This window comes from Mycobacterium colombiense (assembly GCF_001953985.1).
In the GTDB taxonomy this organism is placed as follows: Bacteria; Actinomycetota; Actinomycetes; order Mycobacteriales; family Mycobacteriaceae; genus Mycobacterium; species Mycobacterium colombiense_B.
The window spans coordinates 1-20142 of the sequence record NZ_MBEI01000040.1 but is presented as its reverse complement, the minus strand read 5'-3'; the positions used below and the strand labels follow the sequence as shown (position 1 = coordinate 20142).

General features: G+C 68.0%; 19 protein-coding genes and 1 pseudogene. 13 read left to right on the top strand and 7 right to left on the bottom strand.

Translation table 11 applies throughout. From position 1 onward, the window contains the following. Nucleotides 1–46 precede the first annotated feature (46 nt). The 5 genes from A5732_RS08590 to A5732_RS08570 all read left to right on the top strand — a co-directional run bounded on the left by A5732_RS08590 (nt 47) and on the right by A5732_RS08570 (nt 5379). Nucleotides 47–955, top strand: coding sequence for an ACP S-malonyltransferase (locus tag A5732_RS08590; protein WP_076052726.1), 909 nt, complete (start codon nt 47–49; stop codon nt 953–955). 85 nt (nt 956–1040) lie between these two features. After that, entirely contained in the window at nt 1041–1388 is a 348-nt protein-coding gene (gene acpM, locus A5732_RS08585) for a meromycolate extension acyl carrier protein AcpM (protein WP_064951642.1), read from the top strand. Then, complete coding sequence (gene kasA, locus A5732_RS08580) at nt 1385–2635, top strand: 3-oxoacyl-ACP synthase KasA (protein WP_076052727.1); 1251 nt, start codon at nt 1385–1387, stop codon at nt 2633–2635. Before acpM ends, kasA begins: the two co-directional genes overlap by 4 nt. Nucleotides 2636–2671: 36 nt before the next feature. Next, on the top strand, nt 2672–3925 hold the full coding sequence (kasB, locus tag A5732_RS08575) for a 3-oxoacyl-ACP synthase KasB (protein WP_076052728.1): 1254 nt from the start codon (nt 2672–2674) through the stop codon (nt 3923–3925). Nucleotides 3926–3957: 32 nt separating this feature from the next. After that, nucleotides 3958–5379: an acyl-CoA carboxylase subunit beta gene (locus tag A5732_RS08570; RefSeq protein WP_064951645.1), complete on the top strand. Its 1422-nt coding sequence runs from the start codon at nt 3958–3960 to the stop codon at nt 5377–5379. Between the two features lie 6 nt (nt 5380–5385). Here the strand turns inward: A5732_RS08570 and A5732_RS08565 are convergent, their stop codons facing one another. Then, nucleotides 5386–6939, bottom strand: a complete 1554-nt coding sequence (locus A5732_RS08565) for an FAD-dependent monooxygenase (protein ID WP_076101957.1) — start codon at nt 6937–6939, stop codon at nt 5386–5388. 181 nt (nt 6940–7120) lie between these two features. On the opposite strand from A5732_RS08565, the gene A5732_RS08560 reads away from it, so the two are divergent. Beyond that, the gene (locus tag A5732_RS08560; protein ID WP_076101956.1) at nt 7121–7486 is read left to right on the top strand and encodes a hypothetical protein; all 366 of its coding nucleotides are present in this window, start codon (nt 7121–7123) and stop codon (nt 7484–7486) included. Between the two features lie 6 nt (nt 7487–7492). Here A5732_RS08560 and A5732_RS08555 read toward each other — a convergent pair whose 3' ends face one another. Together A5732_RS08555 and A5732_RS08550 are read right to left on the bottom strand one after the other, a co-directional pair. After that, nucleotides 7493–9034 carry a glycerol-3-phosphate dehydrogenase/oxidase gene (locus A5732_RS08555; protein WP_076101955.1) on the bottom strand — a complete coding sequence of 514 codons (1542 nt, stop codon included), beginning with the start codon at nt 9032–9034 and terminating at the stop codon, nt 7493–7495. After that, complete coding sequence (locus tag A5732_RS08550) at nt 9031–9600, bottom strand: TetR/AcrR family transcriptional regulator (RefSeq protein WP_076101954.1); 570 nt, start codon at nt 9598–9600, stop codon at nt 9031–9033. Before A5732_RS08550 ends, A5732_RS08555 begins: the two co-directional genes overlap by 4 nt. A 47-nt stretch (nt 9601–9647) precedes the next feature. On the opposite strand from A5732_RS08550, the gene A5732_RS08545 reads away from it, so the two are divergent. Further along, the gene (locus A5732_RS08545) at nt 9648–11228 is read left to right on the top strand and encodes an FAD-binding oxidoreductase (RefSeq protein ID WP_142256577.1); all 1581 of its coding nucleotides are present in this window, start codon (nt 9648–9650) and stop codon (nt 11226–11228) included. Further along, nucleotides 11225–12151, top strand: coding sequence for a diacylglycerol kinase (locus A5732_RS08540; RefSeq protein ID WP_076101952.1), 927 nt, complete (start codon nt 11225–11227; stop codon nt 12149–12151). The genes A5732_RS08545 and A5732_RS08540 overlap by 4 nt, the downstream gene beginning before the upstream one ends. 119 nt (nt 12152–12270) lie before the next feature. Here the strand turns inward: A5732_RS08540 and A5732_RS08535 are convergent, their stop codons facing one another. From A5732_RS08535 to A5732_RS08525, 3 genes are all read right to left on the bottom strand, one after another. Beyond that, nucleotides 12271–12783 (bottom strand): DUF3145 domain-containing protein, encoded by a 513-nt coding sequence (locus A5732_RS08535; protein WP_064953105.1) that lies wholly within the window; start codon nt 12781–12783, stop codon nt 12271–12273. Between the two features lie 152 nt (nt 12784–12935). After that, nucleotides 12936–13754: a serine hydrolase domain-containing protein gene (locus A5732_RS08530; RefSeq protein WP_076101951.1), complete on the bottom strand. Its 819-nt coding sequence runs from the start codon at nt 13752–13754 to the stop codon at nt 12936–12938. Next, nucleotides 13754–14812 carry a class I SAM-dependent methyltransferase gene (locus A5732_RS08525; protein WP_076052736.1) on the bottom strand — a complete coding sequence of 353 codons (1059 nt, stop codon included), beginning with the start codon at nt 14810–14812 and terminating at the stop codon, nt 13754–13756. Before A5732_RS08525 ends, A5732_RS08530 begins: the two co-directional genes overlap by 1 nt. A 103-nt stretch (nt 14813–14915) precedes the next feature. On the opposite strand from A5732_RS08525, the gene A5732_RS08520 reads away from it, so the two are divergent. The 5 genes from A5732_RS08520 to A5732_RS08500 all read left to right on the top strand — a co-directional run bounded on the left by A5732_RS08520 (nt 14916) and on the right by A5732_RS08500 (nt 19460). Next, nucleotides 14916–16001 carry an S-(hydroxymethyl)mycothiol dehydrogenase gene (locus A5732_RS08520; RefSeq protein WP_076101950.1) on the top strand — a complete coding sequence of 362 codons (1086 nt, stop codon included), beginning with the start codon at nt 14916–14918 and terminating at the stop codon, nt 15999–16001. Then, nucleotides 16001–16624 carry an MBL fold metallo-hydrolase gene (locus tag A5732_RS08515; RefSeq protein WP_076101949.1) on the top strand — a complete coding sequence of 208 codons (624 nt, stop codon included), beginning with the start codon at nt 16001–16003 and terminating at the stop codon, nt 16622–16624. Before A5732_RS08520 ends, A5732_RS08515 begins: the two co-directional genes overlap by 1 nt. A gap of 144 nt (nt 16625–16768) precedes the next feature. Beyond that, complete coding sequence (locus A5732_RS08510; RefSeq protein ID WP_076101948.1) at nt 16769–17725, top strand: SDR family oxidoreductase; 957 nt, start codon at nt 16769–16771, stop codon at nt 17723–17725. Further along, entirely contained in the window at nt 17725–18819 is a 1095-nt protein-coding gene (locus A5732_RS08505; protein ID WP_076101947.1) for an SAM-dependent methyltransferase, read from the top strand. Before A5732_RS08510 ends, A5732_RS08505 begins: the two co-directional genes overlap by 1 nt. A 272-nt stretch (nt 18820–19091) precedes the next feature. Then, on the top strand, nt 19092–19460 hold the full coding sequence (locus tag A5732_RS08500) for an MSCRAMM family adhesin SdrC (protein ID WP_253189030.1): 369 nt from the start codon (nt 19092–19094) through the stop codon (nt 19458–19460). 27 nt (nt 19461–19487) lie between these two features. On the opposite strand, the pseudogene A5732_RS08495 reads toward A5732_RS08500, so the two are convergent. Continuing rightward, nucleotides 19488–20142: pseudogene (locus A5732_RS08495) on the bottom strand (Hsp70 family protein); the annotation flags it as partial.

Sequence of the window (20142 nt, the reverse complement as noted above, 5' to 3'; positions counted from 1 at the left end):
TCTGTTACACCCGCCAAAACCGTTTCCACAGTGTTCTCTTAAACACGTGATTGCATTGCTTGCGCCCGGACAGGGTTCGCAGACCGAGGGGATGCTCTCGCCATGGCTGGAGCTCGCCGGCGCCGCTGACCAGTTGGCGCTGTGGTCCAAGGCCAGTGGCCTCGATCTCGTGCGCCTGGGCACCACCGCATCGACCGAAGAAATCACCGACACCGCGGTCACCCAGCCGCTGGTGGTGGCCGCCACGCTGTTGGCCCACCAGGAGCTGACCAAGCGCGGCCTGCTGTCGGACGCCGACCTGGTCGTCGCCGGCCACTCCGTCGGAGAGATCGCCGCCTACGCGATCGCCGGCGTGATCGCCGCCGACGACGCCGTCGCGCTGGCCGCCACCCGCGGCGCCGAGATGGCCAAGGCCTGCGCCATCGAGCCGACCGGCATGTCCGCGGTGCTCGGCGGCGACGAGGGCGAGGTCCTCGCCCGCCTCGAGCAGCTCGACCTGTTCCCGGCCAACCGCAACGCGGCCGGGCAGATCGTCGCGGCCGGCGCGTTGACCGCGCTGGAGAAGCTGGCCGAAGACCCGCCGGAGAAGGCCCGGGTGCGTGCCCTCGGTGTGGCCGGAGCGTTCCACACCAGGTACATGGCGTCGGCGCTCGACGGCTACGCCGCCGCGGCGGCCGCCGTTCAGACGTCCGAGCCCACCGCCAAGCTGCTGTCGAACCGCGACGGCAAGCCGGTCGCCTCGGCGGCCGCGGCGATGGAGGCGCTGGTCGCCCAGCTGACCCAGCCGGTCCGCTGGGACCTGTGCACCGCGACGCTGCGTGACCTGGAAGTCACTGCGGCCGTGGAGTTCCCGCCCGCGGGCACTCTCACCGGCATCGCCAAACGAGAACTTCGGGGGGTGACGGCTCGTGCCGTCAAGTCGCCCGCAGACCTGGACGCTTTGGCCGAGCTCTAAAGCCAGCTCGACCAGTTGCACAACCAGTACAACCGCATATCAAGTCAATTCGACTAACACGCAACACATCACGAAGGGAAACGCTGTGGCTGTCAGCCAGGAAGAAATCATCGCCGGTATCGCCGAGATCATCGAAGAGGTCACCGGTATCGAGCCCTCCGAGGTCACCCCGGAGAAGTCGTTCGTCGACGACCTGGACATCGACTCGCTGTCGATGGTCGAGATCGCCGTTCAGACCGAAGACAAGTACGGCGTCAAGATCCCGGACGAGGACCTCGCCGGTCTGCGTACCGTCGGTGACGTCGTCGCCTACATCCAGAAGCTCGAGGAAGAAGACCCCGAGGCCGCCGCAGCACTGCGGGCGAAGCTCGAGTCGGAGAACCCCGAGGCCGTGGCCAACGTCAAGGCGAGGCTGGAAGCGGACACCAAGTGAGCAAGCCTTCCACTGCTAACGGCGGTTACCCCAACGTTGTGGTAACCGCTGTCGCGGCAACGACTTCGATCGCGCCGGACATCGAGAGCACGTGGAAGGGATTGCTGGCCGGCGAAAGCGGCATCCACGTCCTCGAAGACGAGTTCGTCACGAAGTGGGACCTGCCCGTCAAGATCGGCGGTCACCTCAAGGAGCCCATCGACGAGCAGATGAGCAGGCTGGACATGCGGCGCATGTCGTACGTCCAGCGGTTGGCCAAGGTGCTCAGCGGTCAGCTGTGGGAGACCGCCGGTAGCCCCGAGGTCGACCCCGACCGGTTCTCGGTCGTGGTCGGCACCGGGCTCGGCGGCGCCGAGCGGATCGTGGAGACCTACGACCTGATGAACGAGGGTGGCCCCCGCAAGGTGTCGCCGCTCGCCGTTCAGATGATCATGCCCAACGGCGCCGCGGCGGTGGTCGGCCTGCAGCTCGGTGCCCGCGCCGGGGTCATCACGCCGGTCTCGGCCTGCTCGTCGGGTTCGGAGGCCATCGCCCACGCGTGGCGTCAGATCGTCATGGGTGACGCGGACTTCGCCGTCTGCGGTGGGGTCGAGGGCCCCATCGAAGCGCTGCCCATCGCGGCGTTCTCGATGATGCGGGCGATGTCGACGCGCAACGATGAGCCCGAGCGCGCATCGCGGCCGTTCGATAAGGACCGCGACGGCTTCGTGTTCGGTGAAGCCGGGGCGATGATGATCATCGAGACCGAAGAGCACGCCAAGGCTCGTGGCGCCAAGCCGCTGGCCCGGTTGATGGGTGCCGGCATCACGTCGGACGCGTTCCACATGGTGGCACCGGCGGCGGACGGCGTGCGGGCGGGTCGCGCCATGACCCGGTCGCTGGAGCTGGCGGGGTTGTCCCCCAAGGACGTCGACCACGTCAACGCCCACGGGACGGCAACTCCGATCGGTGATACGGCCGAGGCCAACGCCATTCGCGTCGCGGGTTGCCAGGAGGCGGCCGTGTACGCACCGAAGTCTGCTCTGGGGCACTCCATCGGTGCCGTCGGGGCTCTGGAATCTGTTCTTACGGTATTGAGCCTTCGGGACGGCGTGATACCGCCAACACTCAACTACGAAACCCCCGATCCCGAGATCGATTTGGACGTTGTCGCGGGCGAACCCCGCTACGGCGACTTCCGTTATGCGATCAATAACTCGTTCGGGTTCGGCGGCCACAACGTGGCACTCGCCTTCGGGCGTTACTGAGCGCTGCCAAGCACGGAAGGAACATTCGCAAGACCCATGACAGAGCTGGTTACCGGGAAAGCGCTCCCGAACGTGGTCGTCACTGGCATCGCCATGACGACCGCCCTGGCAACCGATGCCGAGAACACCTGGAAGTTGTTGCAAGACGGTCAAAGCGGCATCCGCACCCTCGACGATCCGTTCGTCGAGGAATACGACCTGCCGGTCCGCATCGGCGGCCATCTGTTGGAGGACTTCGACAGCCAGCTGACTCGCATCGAGCTGCGCCGGTCGGGATACCTGCAGCGGATGTCCACCGTTCTGGGCCGGCGGGTATGGGAGAACGCGGGCTCGCCGGAGGTCGACACGCGCCGATTGATGGTATCCATCGGCACCGGCCTGGGCTCGGCCGAAGAACTGGTCTTCAGCTATGACGAAATGCGCACTCGCGGGTTCAGGGCAGTGTCTCCGCTAACCGTGCAGAAGTACATGCCCAACGGTGCCGCCGCGGCGGTCGGGCTGGAACGGCACGCCAAGGCCGGGGTGATGACGCCGATATCGGCGTGCGCGTCCGGTTCAGAGGGCATCGCCCGGGCGTGGCAACAGATCGTGCTCGGCGAGGCCGACGTGGCGATCTGCGGCGGCGTGGAAACGAAGATCGAGGCGGTGCCGATCGCCGGGTTCGCCAACATGCGCATCGTGTTGTCCACTAACAATGACAACCCCGCCGGCGCGTGTCGGCCCTTCGACAGGGACCGCGACGGCTTCGTGTTCGGCGAGGGCGCTGCTTTGATGGTGATCGAGACCGAGGAGCACGCCAAGGCGCGTGGTGCCAACATCCTGGCCCGGATCATGGGAGCCAGCATCACCTCGGATGGGTTCCACATGGTGGCGCCGGACCCCAACGGCGAACGCGCCGGGCACGCGATGAGCCGGGCGATTCAGCTCGCGGGCCTCAGCCCCAGCGACATCGACCACGTCAACGCCCACGCCACCGGCACCTCGGTGGGTGACCTCGCCGAGGGAAAGGCGATCAACAACGCCCTGGGTGGCCACAAGCCCGCGGTGTACGCGCCCAAGTCCGCCCTCGGCCACTCGGTGGGTGCGGTCGGCGCGGTGGAATCCATCCTGACCGTGCTCGCTCTGCGCGACCAGGTGGTCCCGCCCACGCTCAACCTGGAAAACCTCGACCCCGAAATCGACCTGGACGTCGTGGCCGGCAAGCCGCGTCCCGGCAACTACGAGTACGCGATCAACAACTCGTTCGGCTTCGGCGGACACAACGTGGCCATCGCCTTCGGGCGGTACTGAACCGAGCAACACCGAACATCAGGAGACCTGCGATGACTATCACGGCCCCCGAGACGGTTGGCGAGTCGCTCGACCCTCGCGACCCGCTGTTGCGCTTGAGCACTTTCTTCGACGACGACACCGTCGAGCTGCTGCACGAGCGCGATCGTTCCGGCGTCCTTGCCGCCGCAGGGACCGTGAACGGTGTGCGCACCATCGCGTTCTGCACCGACGGCACCGTCATGGGCGGCGCGATGGGCATCGAGGGCTGCACGCACATCGTCAACGCCTACGACACCGCGATCGAGGAGCAGAGCCCGATCGTGGGCATCTGGCACTCCGGCGGTGCGCGACTGGCCGAGGGCGTGAAGGCGCTCCACGCGGTGGGCTTGGTCTTCGAGGCGATGATCCGGGCGTCCGGCTACATCCCGCAGATCTCGGTGGTCGTCGGCTTCGCGGCCGGCGGCGCCGCCTACGGGCCGGCCCTCACCGACGTAATCGTGATGGCGCCGGAGAGCCGGGTGTTCGTCACCGGGCCCGACGTGGTGCGCAGCGTCACCGGCGAGGACGTGGACATGTGCTCGCTCGGTGGCCCGGAAACCCACCACAAAAAGTCCGGGGTGTGCCACATCGTGGCCGACGACGAGCTCGACGCGTACGAGCGTGGTCGCCGGTTGGTCGGATTGTTCTGCCAGCAGGGGCATTTCGACCGCAACAAGGCCGAGGCCGGTGACACCGACATCCACGCGCTGCTGCCGGAGTCGGCGCGACGGGCCTACGACGTGCGCCCGATCGTGACCGCAATCCTCGACGACGAGACGCCGTTCGACGAGTTCCAGGCCAACTGGGCGCCGTCAATGGTGATCGGTCTGGGTCGGCTGTCCGGCCGCACGGTCGGCGTGCTGGCCAACAACCCGCTGCGTCTGGGCGGTTGCCTGAACTCCGAAAGCGCCGAGAAGGCAGCGCGTTTCGTGCGGCTGTGTGACGCGTTCGGCATTCCGCTGGTGGTGGTCGTCGACGTGCCCGGCTATCTGCCCGGTGTCGACCAGGAGTGGGGCGGCGTGGTGCGCCGCGGCGCCAAGCTGTTGCACGCGTTCGGCGAGTGCACGGTTCCACGCGTCACGCTGGTCACCCGAAAGACGTACGGCGGGGCCTACATTGCGATGAACTCGCGGTCGCTGAACGCGACGAAGGTGTACGCCTGGCCGGACGCCGAGGTTGCGGTGATGGGCGCCAAGGCCGCCGTCGGCATTCTGCACAAGAAGAAGCTGGCCGCCGCGGCGGATCACGAGCGCGAAGCGCTGCACGACCAGCTGGCCGCTGAGCACGAGCGGATCGCGGGCGGCGTGGACAGCGCCATCGAGATCGGCGTGGTCGACGAGAAGATCGACCCGTCGCACACCCGCAGCAAGCTCACCGAGGCGCTGGCCCAGGCGCCCGCGCGCCGCGGCCGCCACAAGAACATCCCGCTGTAAGTCCGCCTACGCCCGCGGAGGCAGCGGGCCCAGGATCGCCGAAAGCGCTTGCCGCAGCGCCCCTTCGGGGTCACCGGGAAGTTCGTCGGCGCGCCACCCGACGAAATCGTCCGGGCGGATCAGCAGCGCCCCGTCCGGCGGCAGTCCGGTGACCGTTGCCCACTCGTCACTGTAGAAGCGATGCGCGGCCAGCGACGCCGAAGCCGCCGCCGCACACCATCGTTCGTCTCCGGACAGCACGGTGAAGCGGGGCCCCAGCAGGTCGAGCGTCGAGACGCCCTCGCGCACCCAGACGTGCGGCACCCGGGTGCCGGGTTGGGCGCGCAACTCCTCCACCAGGCCGTCGCCGTCCGCATCGCGTGTCACGACCGCGGCCGAGCGGTATCGGTATCCGATGAGCACGGCGAACATCGAGCACTCCTCGTCGGCCGGCAACTGCGGCACCTCGCCACCCGCCCGCAGCAACGCCACCGACGGCCCGGTGAGCGACTGGCGCGCGGCGAATCGGCCCACCGGATGGCGCTCGGCGTGGTAGGTCGCCAACAGTTCGGGCGCGGCCGTCCCGTGCAGTACCGCTGCGAGTTTCCATGCCAGGTTGTGTGCGCTTTGAATGGCGGTGTTGGCTCCCCCGGCCTTGAACGGCGGCATGGTGTGTGCCGAATCTCCGACGAGAAATGCTCGCCCGCAATCGAATTGGTCGGCCACCCGCTCGTACGGTTGCCACGCCGCCACCTCGATGATCTCGATGTCCATCGGCTCGCCGAAGGCTTTGGTCAGCACGTCGCGGCAGCGCTGCGGGGTGAACTGCTCGGCCGTCTCGCCCGCGCCGGGAAAGTAGGTGGTGATGAACATGCCGAAATCGTCCTTCACGACCAGGAAGATGCCGTCCACGTCGTCGTTCTTTACCTGCACGCCGTCACCGTCGTGCAACTCCGCGATGAACCGTCGCCATGGCGCCCGGAAGTAGACGAAGACGACATAGATCGGCAGCGCGCCATAGCCGGACGTGGTGATGCCCAGCCAATCACGGATCGGGCTGTGCACGCCGTCGGCTCCGACGAGATAGCCGGCGCGGACGGTCTCCGACTTCCCCGACTCCGCGTCGCGCAGCACCGCGGTGACACCGGCCTCGTCCATCTCGATCGAGGACAGCTCCGTGCCGTAGCGCACGTCGCTGCCGCCTCGCCGCGCCGCATCGCGCAGGATCGGCTCGAGCCGGCTCTGCGGGCAATACTGTGCCGCCGGCTCAGGGCTCAGCTTGTCCAGGCCGGCGAAGATCGCCTCGACGTCGAGCGCCGGTTCTTCCACGGCGCTATTCAGCGTAGGCCTGACCACCATCGCCGAGACGTGCTCGGCGACCGCGCGCACCTCGTCGCGAAGCCCGAGGCCGCGCAGCACTTCCGAGCTGCGGAAACTCAGATTGCGGGCCTTCGGATAGAGGAAGAGTTCCCGTCGCTTCTCGACCAGCAGCGAGCGGACCCCGTGCTGGGCCAGCAGCGCCGACGTGGCCAGCCCGCCGACACCGGCTCCGACGATCAGTACCGGAACACGTGGAGCCACCGCACACCTCCGAAGCCAGAGCCAAAGTGATAGTAACTGTCATTATACATTGACTGCCATAAACTAGTTGAGGGCATCCAGAAATTCCGGCTAAGGGCTCGTTGCCGCTTCGGCTGGAGTGGGTAAACAACGCACCAGCGGGCGTCAGTGGAATCAGCTCCTAATCAGAAGGCGGCATCGAATGGTTCGTGAAGAAGGGGGCCGGTGGGACGTCGGCATCCAGAACAACGCGGTTTACGTCGCACGCATATCGGAGAGCGACAAACGGATATTCGACGATTCGATATCACCGGAAGAGGCCCGTGATCTTGCTGGCCTACTGACCAAGTTCGCGACCAAGCTCGAGGAGTCCGCGGATTCCGACACCAGCGAGGAGTCCGAGGAGTCCAAGGAATCCAAGAAATCCAGGGACGACGAAGACTCTGAGGACGACAAGGAGTCCAAGGACGATGAGGACTCCAGCGACGACGAAGACTCCGAGGACGATAAGGACTCCAAAGACGAGGACTCCAAAGACGACGAGGCCTCCGATAAGTCATCGGACTAGGTTCGGCTAGCCGAAGCGCGCCAGGAACTCCTCGGCGACGGCGACAGTCCGCTCCCGATCGCGCGCGACCAATCCGATCCGGGTCCGCCGGTCCAGGATGTCGGAGGCATCCAGCGCGCCCTCATGGGTTATCGCGTAGGCGAATTCCGCTCTGCTGACGTCGATGCCTTCCACGACCGGCTCGGTCGGCCGGTCGCAGGCCGCGACGGCGACAACCTTGGGGGCCTCGGCGCCGTAGCGCTGCACCAGCGACGTCGGCAGTTCGGTATCCGACGCCGCGACAACACCGGGATTGGCCGGCGCCCCGATCAGCGGCAGGTTGCGGGTCTGGCATTTTCCCGCGCGCAGGCGCCGCACCCGAATCGCGCGATCCAGCACATCCTGCGCCATGTAACGGTATTCGGTCAGCTTGCCGCCGATCACGCTGATCACCCCGGACGCCGATTCCACCACGGCATGCTCGCGGGAGACGTCGGCGGTGCGGCCTTCGCCGGTGTCGATCAGCGGCCGCAGCCCGGCGTAGGCGCCGATCACGTCGGTGGCGGACAGCCCGGTGCCCAATGCGGTGTTCACCGTGTCCAACAGGAAGGTGATCTCTTCGACCGACGGCTCGGGCACATCCGGGATGGGACCGGGAGCCGCTTCGTCGGTCAGCCCCAGATAAACCCGGCCCAGTTGTTCGGGCATGGCGAACACGAAGCGGTTGAGCTCGCCGGGAATCGGAATGGTCAGCGCCGCAGTCGGATTGCCGAAGACCTGGGCATCGAAGACCAGATGCGTGCCGCGACTGGGCCGCAACCGCAACGCACCGTCGATCTCGCCCGCCCACACCCCGGCCGCGTTGATGACCGCGCCCGCCGACACGTCGAACGATTCCCCCGCGCGCAGGTCGGTCAGCCGCACCGCGGTGGCGGTGGCCCGCGATGCCGACACCCGGGTCAGGATCCGCGCGCCGTGCTGCGCCGCGGTGCGCGCGACCGCGGTGACCAGTCGGGCGTCGTCGATCAACTGACCGTCGTAGGCCAGGAAGCCGCCATCCAGGCCGTCGCGCTGTACGGTCGGTGCCATCTCCACGACGCGCTGGGCCGAAACCCGGCGCGAGCGGGGCAGGGTCGACGCCGGGGTCCCGGCGAGGAACCGCAGCGCGTCACCGGCCAGGAACCCGCCGCGCACCAGCGCCCGCTTGCCCGGGCTCATCGACGGCAGCAGCGGAACCAGCTGGGGCATCGCATGAACCAGGTGGGGGGCGTTGCGCGTCATCAGGATTCCGCGCTCGATGGCGCTGCGCCGGGCGATGCCCACGTTGCCGGTCGCGAGGTAGCGCAGCCCGCCGTGCACGAGTTTGGAGCTCCAGCGGCTGGTGCCGAATGCCAGATCGTGTTTTTCCACCAGCGCCACCCGCAGGCCGCGCGCCGCGGCGTCCAGCGCGATGCCGGCGCCGGTGATACCGCCGCCGATCACGACGAGGTCCAGCGCCTCGCCGCCGGCGAGCGCGGTCAGGTCGCCGGCGCGGCGGGCGGCGTTCAGGGCGGTCGGATCGGGTATCACGACAGGTATCCGTTCAGCGAGTAGGCCAGCTCGGTGGCCAGCGCGTCGGCGTCGAGCATCGGTTCGACGATCCGCGCCGACTGGATGGTCGACTGGGCGATCAGCAGCACCATGGTCGCCATCTGGACGGGATCGCCGAGGCGCACGCTGCCGTGCCGCTGGGCCACTCGCAGCCGGGCGGCGAGGGCGTCGATCAACATGCGCTGGCTGGTCCCCAGGCGTTCGGTGATGTAGGTCGACGCGAGATCCGAGTGCAGCACCGACATCACCAATCGGTCCGCCCGCAACCGGTCGGTCGCCGTAACTATTTGTCGCACAAGCGATTCCCGATCGTTCCCGAGCAACGGGGCGTCGCGCATCACCTCGGTGATGTGCTGGGTCAGCAGCGCCGCCACGATCGACGGCGTGTCCGGCCATCGCCGGTACACCGTCGGCCTGCTGACGCCCGCGCGCCGGGCTATCTCGGCGAGGGTCACCCGGTCGACGCCGTAATCCACCACGCAGCTGGCGGCCGCCGCGAGGATGCGCTCGCCGGTGTCCAACTTTTCGTTACGGATTGACAACATATGTAATACTGTAACGCATGACCGATCCCCAGGGGCTGCTGCCGCCGATGAAATGGAACGCGTGGGGAGACCCCGCCGCGGCCAAGCCGCTCTCGGACGGGATCCGGTCGTTGCTGCAGCAGGCCGTGGGGGTCGAGGGGTCCCGCACGGCCGACCTGCGACCCGACCAGGTTCAATTGCGCCCCTCGGCGTTGTCGCAGTCCGATCGGGACGCGCTGGCCGCCATCGTCGGCGCCGACTACTGCCGCACGACGGACTCCGATCGGTTGCTGCACGCGGGCGGCAAATCCACCATCGACCTGCTGCGTCGCAACGACCAAGGGGTCCAGGATGCTCCCGACGCCGTGTTGCTGCCCGGCGATGACGACGCCGTTGCCGCGATCCTGCGCTACTGCTCGCAGCATCGCATCGCCGTCGTACCCTTCGGCGGGGGCACCAGCGTGGTCGGTGGACTCGACCCCGACCGCGGGGAGTTCGCCGCCGTCGTCTCGCTGGATCTGCGCCGCTTCGACCAACTGATCTCGCTGGACGACGTGTCCGGACAGGCCGTCTTCGGGGCCGGGGTCACCGGACCGGAGGCCGAACGCCTCCTTGGCGCACAAGGCTTTTCGCTCGGCCACTTCCCGCAGAGCTTTGAGTACGCCACCATCGGCGGCTTCGCCGCGACCCGCTCGTCCGGTCAGGACTCGGCGGGCTACGGCCGGTTCAACGACATGGTGCGCGGCCTGCGCGTGGTCACTCCGGTGGGCACCCTGGATCTGGGCCGCGCACCGGAATCCGCCGCGGGCCCCGACCTGCGCCAGCTGTTGATCGGCTCGGAGGGCACCCTGGGCGTCATCACTCAGGTGCGGTTGCGCGTGCACCGCGCGCCGGAAGCCGTCCGTTACGAGGCGTGGTCGTTCCCCGACTTCGCGACCGGGGCCGCGGCCCTGCGCGCCGTCACCCAAAATGCCACCGGCCCCACCGTCATTCGGCTCTCCGACGAGGCTGAGACCGGCGTCAACCTGGCCACCACCGAGGCGATCGGCGAATCTCAGATCACCGGCGGATGCCTGGCCATCACCATGTTCGAGGGCACCGGGGAACACGTCGACAGCCGGCACGCCGAAACCAGCGCGCTGCTGGCGGCCCAGGGCGGAACCTCGCTGGGCGACGGTCCGGCGCAGGCCTGGGAGCGCGGCCGATTCGGCGCTCCGTATCTGCGTGATTCGCTGCTCGCGGCGGGCGCGCTGTGCGAAACGCTGGAGACCGCGACCGACTGGTCCAACGTCCGGGCACTGAAAGCCGCTGTCACCCAAGCACTTACCGAGGCGCTCGCCGCGACCGGAACGCCCTCCCTGGTGATGTGTCACATCTCCCACGTCTACCCCACCGGTGCATCGTTGTACTTCACCGTCGTCGCCGGGCAGCGGGGCAACCCGATCGAGCAGTGGAAAGCCGCCAAAAAGGCCGCGTCGGATGCCATCATGGCCTCCGGCGGGACCATCACCCACCACCATGCGGTCGGTGCCGACCACCGGCCGTGGATGCGCGAGGAGATAGGCGAGCTGGGAGTGCAGGTGTTACGCGCGGTCAAGGCGACACTGGATCCGGCCGGAATTCTCAATCCCGGCAAGCTGATTCCGTGACGGCCGAGCTGCGCCGTCGAGAGATCGGCAAGGTGATCGCGCTGACCAATCCGGTGTCGGGCCACGGCGCCGCGATCCAAGCCGCGCAGCTGGCGATCGCCCGGCTGCACCGCCGCGGCGTGGAGGTCGTCGAAATCATCGGCGACGACGCGCAAGACGCCCGTCACCTGGTTGGCGCGGCCCTGGAGAAGGGCACCGACGCGGTCATGGTGACCGGCGGCGACGGCGTCGTCTCCAACGCCCTGCAGGTGTTGGCGGGCACCGACATTCCGCTGGGCGTGATTCCGGCCGGCACCGGCAACGACCACGCCCGCGAATTCGGGATCCCCACCAAGGACGCCGAGGCCGCCGCGGACATCGTCGCCGACGGCTGCACGGAATGCATTGACCTGGGCCTGATTCGGGACAGCGGCGGGGCCGAGAAATGGTTCGGCACCGTGGCGGCCGCCGGCTTCGATTCGCTGGTCACCGATCGCGCCAACCGGATGAGCTGGCCGCACGGCCGGCTGCGCTATTACGTGGCGATGCTCGCCGAGCTGTCACAGCTGCGGCTCTTGCCCTTTCGCCTGGTGCTCGACGGCACCAAAGAGCTCGACGCGGATATCACGCTCGCCGCCTTCGGCAACACCCGCAGCTACGGCGGCGGGCTGCAGATCTGCCCCGGCGCCGACCACGCCGACGGTCTGCTCGACATCACCATGGTGCACGAGGCATCGCGCACCAAGCTGGTCCGCTTCTTCCCCACCCTGATGAAAGGCACCCACGTCGACCTCGACGCGGTGACCACCGCGCGGGCCAAATCCATCCACGTCGAATGCCCCGGCATCAACGTCTACGCCGACGGCGACTTCGCCTGCGCGCTGCCGGCCGAAATCTCGGCGGTTCCGGGCGCTCTGCAGATTCTGCGCCCGGCCAACCGATAGGTCCCTGGTCTCCAGGGACCATTACCGCGTGCTCGAACGCGCTAGCGGATCCGCTAGCGCGTTTGAGAGTCGCTCATTGCCTCCAGAGACGCGGCGGGAACCCGCCGCAAGCCGATCGACTAACCGACGCCCCGGCTGAGCCAGGTCACCTCGCCGACGTCGCCGCCGTCGCGGTAGGCCTCGAGCGCCTCGTCCCAGGCGGTGCCGAGCACCGAGTCCAACTCCGCGGCCAGGGTGTCGGCGCCCTGGGCCATCATCGCCCGCAGCCGCATCTCCCCGACCATGATGTCGCCGTTGGCGCTCATCGCCCCGCTCCACAAGCCGAGCTGCGGGGTGTGGCTGAACCGGTGGCCGTCGACGCCGGGGCTGGGGTCCTCGGTGACCTCGAACCGCAGCACGGACCAGGACCGCAGCGCGTTGGCCAGTTTGGCGCCGGTGCCCACCGGTCCGACCCAATTGGTGACCGCGCGCAGCTGTCCGGGCATCGCCGGCTGGGGCGTCCAGTTCAGATTCGCCTTGGCACCCAGGGACGACGACAACGCCCACTCGACATGCGGGCAAACCGCCGCGGGCGACGCGTGCACGTACACCACGCCGGTCGTCACGTCGGCGAATTGATTCGACGCTCGCATTTCCTGCTCCTTCGGTTCCACGAGGGACGTCTTCCCCAACGACCTGCGGACCCGACAAACAGGGCAGCTTGCTTGAAATCTTCGATTTTTTGTGTGTCGTGCGTGTCTATTGTGCCTTGTGATACCCCTGTTGCGCTAGTGTGCATTTCCCACTAGCTGTAATCGGCTATCACGGCGTCCGAAATCGCCGGCCACGGCCGCAGCGCCCACTCCCCGAAATCCCGGTCCGTGAGGACCACCAGCGCCAGGTCGTTTTCGGGATCTGCCCAGATGAAACCGCCTGCTTGGCCGAAATGGCCGAACGTCCGCGCGGAATTCTGCGCGCCCGTCCAGTGCGGCGATTTGGTGTCCCGGAGCTCGAAACCGAGCCCCCAATCGTTGGGCCGCTGCACCCCGTAACCGGGCAGAACGCCGTCCAGACCGGGAAACTGCACCGTCGTCGCCTCGGCGTGCAGGCCCTGCGAGACCGTGGCCGGGCGCAGCAGGTCCCCGGCGAACGCCGCCAGGTCGGCCACCGTCGACCTGGCCCCGAAGCCGGCGGCCACCGCGCCGCCGTGCAGCTGGGTCGCCGCCATGCCCAGCGGCTCGCACACCGCCTCGGTCAGGTAGCGCGCAAACTCGATGCCGGTCTCTTGCTCCACGGTCTGGCCCAGCACGGTGAAGCCCTGGTTCGAGTAGATCCGCCGGGCGCCGGGCGCGGCCAGCACCTGGTCGTTGTGCATCGACAGACCCGAGGTGTGGGCCAGCAGGTGGCGGACGGTGGCGCCGGGCGGGCCGGCTGGCGCGTCCAGCTCGACCGCGCCTTCCTCGATGGCGACCTGCACGGCCCGGGCCGCCAGCGGCTTGGTCACCGATGCCAACTCGAACACCCGCTCGGTGTCGCCGTGGCTGGCGAGCACGCCTCCCGGACCAACGACCGCTGCGGCGGCGGCCCCGACCGGCCAGTCGTTCAGGGCGTCGAGGGCCGCCATCACTTCCGGGCGATGTAGTAGTTGTTGATCGGGTCCGACTCGATCTCGGCCACGCTCACGTCGCCGAACCCGGCATCGCCCAGCATCGAGACCGCCAGTTGCGTCCCCCAGGCGGTGCCCAGCCCGGCGCCGTCCAGCGCCAGCGACACCGTCATGCAGTGCATCAGCGACGTCGTGTAGAGGTAGGTGCTCATCGGGACGCCGACGTTCTCCTCGAGCCGGCTCGACGCCTTGATGTCGGCCATCAGCAGCACACCGCCGGGGCGCAGCGCGCGATAGATGTTCTCCAGGACTCGCGCCGGCTGCGCTTGATCGTGGATGGCGTCGAAGACGGTGATGACGTCGTAGGCGTCTGCCTTGTCCAAATCAGCGAGATTGTGGCTTTCGAAGGCGGCATTGGACAGGCCCCGCTCGGCGGCTTCCGCGATTCCGGTGGCGATGGCCTGCTCGGAAAAGTCGATGCCGGTGAAGCGGCTGGCCGGAAACGCTTGTGCCATCACGTTGATGGCGTGTCCGCTGCCGCAGCCGAAATCCGCCACGTCGGCTCCGGACCGCAGCCGCTCCACGAGGCCGTCCACTAACGGCAACACCACGTCGACCAACGCGGTGTCGTACACGACGCCGCTCTGCTCGGCCATCAACGCGTGGAAGCGGGGAAACTCGCTGTACGGCAGCCCGCCCCCGGCGCGGAAGCACCCGATGATCTTCTGTTCGACCTCGGCGAGCACCGGAACGAGCAGGGTCACCAGGGCCAAGTTGTCCGGCCCGGCCTCACGCGTCAGCACCTTGGCGCGCTGCGCGGGCAACGAGTAGGTCCCGGTGCCGGGGTCGTAGTCGACGACGCGTCCGGTGGTCATGCCGGCCAGCCACTCCCGGACGTAGCGTTCGTTGAGCCCGGCCGCCTCGGCGATCTGCTGGCTGGTGGCCGGTGCCTGTCCGGCCATCGTGTCCAGCAGCCCGGTCTGATGCCCGATGCTGAGCAACAGCGTCAGGCTGGCGCCGTCGATGGCCGCGGTGATTCGTTCGGTGAACTCTTCGGTGGTCTCCAAAGCCGTCACGCCCAGGGACGCTACACCCGGTTGATGACCGGATGGTTGCCCAGCGCGGATGGGTGGACAACCCGCCGCGAGATGTATGGCGGCGGTCAGTAGGTTGGAGCCCATGAGTCAGACAGTGCGCGGCGTGATTTCACGCAAGAAGGGCGAACCCGTTGAACTGGTGGACATCGTCGTCCCGGATCCCGGGCCCGGGGAGGCTCTGGTCGACGTCATCGCCTGCGGGGTGTGCCACACCGACCTGACCTACCGCGAAGGCGGCATCAACGACGAGTATCCCTTCCTGCTCGGCCACGAGGCCGCCGGGCGGGTCGAGGCCGTCGGCCCGGACGTGACCGCCGTCGCTCCGGGCGACTTCGTCATCCTGAACTGGCGTGCGGTGTGCGGGCAGTGCCGGGCCTGCAAGCGCGGCAGGCCGCACCTGTGCTTCGACACCTTCAATGCCACACAGAAGATGACGCTGACCGACGGCACCGAACTCACGCCCGCGCTGGGCATCGGCGCGTTCGCCGACAAGACGCTGGTGGCCGCCGGCCAGTGCACCAAGGTCAATCCCGATGCCGACCCCGCGGTCGCGGGCCTGCTGGGCTGCGGGGTGATGGCCGGGCTGGGCGCGGCGATCAACACCGGCGCGGTCACCCGCGACGACACCGTCGCGGTCATCGGTTGCGGCGGCGTGGGCGACGCCGCGATCGCCGGCGCGGCGCTGGTGGGCGCGCGTCGGATCATCGCCGTCGACACCGACAACACCAAGCTGGACTGGGCCCGCAAGTTCGGCGCCACACACACCGTCAACGCCCGCGAACTCGACGTGGTCAAGACCATTGCCGACCTCACCGACGGGTTCGGCGCCAACGTGGTGATCGACGCGGTGGGCCGGCCGGAAACCTGGAAGCAGGCCTTCTACGCCCGTGACCTCGCCGGAACCGTTGTGCTGGTTGGTGTTCCGACCCCCGACATGCGACTGGACATGCCGCTGGTGGACTTCTTCAGCCACGGCGGTTCGTTGAAGTCGTCGTGGTACGGCGACTGCCTGCCCGAACGCGACTTCCCCACCTTGATCGACCTGTATCTGCAGGGCCGGCTGCCGCTCGAGCAGTTCGTCTCCGAGCGCATCGCGCTCGGCGACGTGGAAGAGGCGTTCCACCGGATGCACGGCGGCGAGGTGCTGCGCTCGGTGGTGATCCTGTAATGGCCACCATCGACAAAATCGTCACCCACGGCACCTTCGAACTCGACGGTGGCAGTTGGGAAGTCGACAACAACATCTGGATCGTCGGCGACGATTCCGACGTGGTGGTGTTCGACGCCGCGCATTCCGCCGAGCCGATCCTGCAGGCGGTGGGTAAGCGCAATGTGGTCGCGGTGGTGTGCACCCACGGCCACAACGACCACGTCACCGTCGCACCCGAACTGGGCGCGGCGCTGGACGCCCCGGTGCTGCTGCATCCCGGCGATGACGTGCTGTGGCGAATGACTCACCCGGACAAGGACTTCCGCACGATCGCCGACGGTGACACGCTCGACGTCGCCGGCACCGAGCTGCTGGCGCTGCACACGCCGGGCCACTCCCCCGGATCGGTGTGCTGGTACGCCCCGGAGCTAGGCGTGGTGTTTAGCGGGGACACCCTGTTCTCCGGCGGCCCGGGCGCGACCGGGCGCTCGTATTCGGACTTCCCCACCATCCTGCAGTCGATTTCCGGTCGGCTCGGCACGTTGCCCGGCGACACCGTCGTGCACACCGGACACGGCGACAGCACCACGATCGGCGACGAGATCGTGCACTACGAGGAGTGGGTGGCCCGCGGACGCTAGGTAGCCGGAATCCCGCAGCGCCGTCGAGGAACTCGGGTGCCCCAAGGCGGACGATGCCAGCGAAGACTGCCGCCCGGGTTCACTGACCGCGACCAAAAGCGCACACTGGGACCCGGACTGTACCGGCGGTAAGGAGTGATACGCATGGCTAGCAACCTGGTGGCCACCGTGCCCGATCTGTCTGGAAAACGGGCGGTCGTCACCGGCGCGAACAGCGGTCTGGGGTTCGGGCTGACTCGGCGACTTTCGGCCGCGGGCGCCGATGTCGTCATGGCCATCCGCAACCGCGCCAAGGGTGAGGCGGCGATCGACGAAATCCGCTCCACGGTTCCCGGGGCCAAGCTGACCATCAAATCCCTCGACCTGTCGTCGCTCGAATCCGTCGCCGCGCTGGGTGAGGAACTCAACACCGAGGGCCGCCCGCTCGACATCCTGATCAATAACGCCGGCGTCATGACGCCGCCGGAACGCGCCAGCACCGCCGACGGATTTGAATTGCAGTTCGGCAGTAATCATCTCGGACACTTCGCGCTCACCGCCCGCCTGCTGCCGCTGCTGCGGGCCGCCAAGGGTGCGCGGGTGGTTTCGCTGAGCAGCCTGGCGGCGCGTCAAAGCGGCAAGATCCACTTCGAAGACCCGCAATTCGAAAAGTCCTACAGCGCGATGTCGGCCTACGGCCAATCAAAGCTGGCGGTGTTGATGTTCGCCCTCGAGTTGGACCGGCGCAGCCGCGCGGCCGGCTGGGGCATCGTGTCCAATGCCGCACACCCCGGCTTGACCAAGACCAACCTGCAGATCGCCGGACCTTCGCACGGCCGCGAGAAGCCCGCGCTGATGGAGCGGTTGTACAAGGCATCCTGGCGTTTCACGCCGTTCCTGTGGCAGGAGATCGACGAGGGGATTCTGCCGGCGCTGTACGCGGCCGCCGCGCCGCAGGCCGAAGGTGGCGCGTTCTATGGACCCCGCGGACCCTTCGAGGCCGCCGGCGGCGGGGTGGCTTTGGCGAAGGTGCCCCAACGCGCGCGCAACGAGGACGACTGCCGGCGACTGTGGGAGCTCTCCGCGCAGCTCACCGGCGTGGGCTTTCCAACGGCGAACTGATGCGGCCTGAACCCCAAATGCCCGAATCGAGCATTGTGGTGCGGCCCGAGCCTACCTACACCGAGGCGTCGCGTCTGCGCGCCGCCGGGTTGGCGCAGGCGACGGCGGCGTTCGAGCGGGCCGCCGAACAGGTGACGCTGCCCAGGGCTCCGCAGCCGATCGTCATCGCCGACTACGGCGCGGCCAACGGCCACAATTCACTGAAGCCGCTGTCGGCGGCCATCGCAGTGCTGCGTCGCCGCACCCGGCACGATCACGCAATCCTGGTGGCGCACACCGATGTACCGGGCAACGACTTCGCTGCGCTGTTCGAGACGGTGCACGACGACCCGGAGAGCTACCTGCACTCCGACACGGCGACGTTCACCTCGGCGGTCGGCCGTTCGTTTTACGACCAGATCGTGCCGTCCAAGACGGTCAACCTGGGCTGGACGTCGTGGGCGACGCAGTGGCTGAGCCGAACTCCCTGCGAGGTGCACGATCACGTGCACGTCTCGCGCAGCAAGGACGATGCCGTGCACTCGGCCTATGCCGACCAGGCGGCCCTGGACTGGCACAACTTCGTCGCCTTCCGCGGCCGCGAGTTGGCCCCCGAGGGCCGGCTGGTGGTGTTGACACTGGCCGCCGACGAGGATGACTCGGCCGGCTTCGCCCCGCTGCTCGACGCAATCGTCGAGGCCCTGGACGATCAGGGGCGCGACGGCCTGCTGCACCCAGATGAGTTGCGGCGCATGACGATCCCCACCTTCGCCCGTGCCGAGAAGGACTTTCGCGCCCCGTTCGCGCCGAAGGGGCGGTTCGAAGGCCTGATGATCGAGCACCTCGAGATGTTCAACGCCGAGGACCGGTTCTGGGCTCGCTACCAGTTAGACCACGACGCAGAGGCTTTCGGCGCGCAGTGGGCGGCCTTCGCTCGTTTCGCGCTGTTCCCCTCCCTGGTGGCCGCGCTCGACGGTGGAATCCACGACGAGCGCGCGGCTAACTTCGTTGAGCGATTGGAGGGCGGGCTCGCCGAACGCCTGTCCAGCGCTCCCGAGCCGATGCGGATCCCGCAGGCCGTGGTCGTGCTGGTCAAGCGCGACGCACTGCGCTGATGAGAGTTTTGGCACATCGGCGCAGCGGGTAACCCCTAGCAACCGTCAACCTGCGACCGCAAGGGGGTAGACGCATGAGCGTGCAGGACGATAAAGGGACTGAGGACGACAAGAGGACTGCCGAGGACGATAAGGCGCCCAAGGACGAGACCAAGGACGATCGGGCGAGTGATCGAGCCCAACAGGCTGATCAAACCGGTGGTCGGGATGATGAGCAACCGCTGACCGAGAAGCCAGAGCCCGACGAGGACGACAAAAAAGAGGCCGCCAAGATGATGGAGGCCTACAAGGACAAGCCGACGATCGTGTTGCCCGGCACCGGCGGCAGCGTGTCCGGCACCGCGGTCAACGAGTGGCTGGACGATGAGGGCAATCCCAAGCACGAAGAGCCCGAGGGAGCCGATGCCCAGTCGAAGTCCGACGCTGAGTCGAAGTCCGATGCCGAGTCGAAGTCCGATGCCGAGTCGAAGTCCGATGCCGAGTCGAAGTCCGATGACGAGTCGAAGGCCGATGACGACGAGCGTCACGAGCAGGCCTTGAAGGATCAGATCGAAAAGGACAAGGCCCTCAACGAGGTCCTCAGAGAGGCCGCCAAGGAAGAGAACAAAGGCGAAAAGAGTAAAAAGGGCGGAAAAGGTTGAGCCGAACCGGAATTGAGAACGTCGGACTCAGTGAGCGGGTATCGGCCCCAGGGCGCTGATGCCCAGGTTGCCCTCGATCTCCTGAATGATCTGGTTGACGCGGTCGAGCCCGGGAATGGGTTCATTGACGCCCGGAACGGGTGGGATCGGCGGGGCCGCCACTTTGCGCGGAGCCGCCGGACTGGCGGGCGCGGGTGGTGGAGCCGCCTGAGGAGTCGCCCGGGGCGTGGTGGTCATCGGCGTCTCGGTCTCGGCCGGCGGAGTGGTGTCGGAGGTTGACGGCACCGGAACGTCCGGCGGCGGCGGGGCGGGTTCGGCCGTCGCGCTGTTGGGCGCCACTGGTGGGACCGCAGGTGTGGTACTCAACGTCGGCGTGGTCGCCGACTTGTTCTGCGCGGTCAGCCCGATCGCCACGGCGGTTCCCACCAGCAGCACGGCCGCGACGGTGATGATGATTGCCGCCGCCGGCAGCAGATGCCAGCGAGACACCAGCCGCTCGCGCTTGACGGTTTCAGGCGCGGCCGCGGCCGACCCAGGCGCCGCCGCGGCCGCACCGGTCGCCGCGTCGGGGTCCGGCCCGGAGTACCCGCCGCCGGCCACCCGCGAGTTGTGCCCGGTGGCCGACCAGGCCCGTGCCGGCGCCGAGAGCGTCGCGGGCGCGGCGGGTGGGATCGGCGCGGGC